At 57.9% G+C, this 254-nt stretch carries 1 protein-coding gene; it reads right to left on the bottom strand.

Annotated features, from left to right (window positions below; translation table 11 throughout):
- Positions 1-242: META domain-containing protein (locus P8629_RS12935; protein ID WP_442908715.1), on the bottom strand; the 242-nt coding region annotated here is incomplete at its 3' end.
- Between the last annotated feature and the right edge of the window lie 12 nt (positions 243-254).

Raw genomic sequence — 254 nt, 5'->3', positions numbered from 1 at the left:
CTATCCGGCCCGAAGAACACCAAGCGGTCGTGGTCGATCAAGTAACGATACGCGGTATCCAGCATATCGGTGACCCGCTTGGCGTCTTCCATATTGGGGCAGGCCATTCGGGTGGAGGCCAGTTCGCTGAACTCAATGCGCTGGCTTTCGCCCAGACTGACCGTACCGGTAAACTGGTTGCAGCCATCCGAACCACTCACCTTGCCGTCACGCCCAATGCGGAAAAATGGCGTACTGGGCATCGACAAACGCTC

The organism is Hydrogenovibrio sp. 3SP14C1 (genome assembly GCF_029625905.1).
Taxonomy (GTDB): Bacteria; Pseudomonadota; Gammaproteobacteria; order Thiomicrospirales; family Thiomicrospiraceae; genus Hydrogenovibrio.
This window is presented reverse-complemented; position numbering and strand designations above follow the sequence as displayed.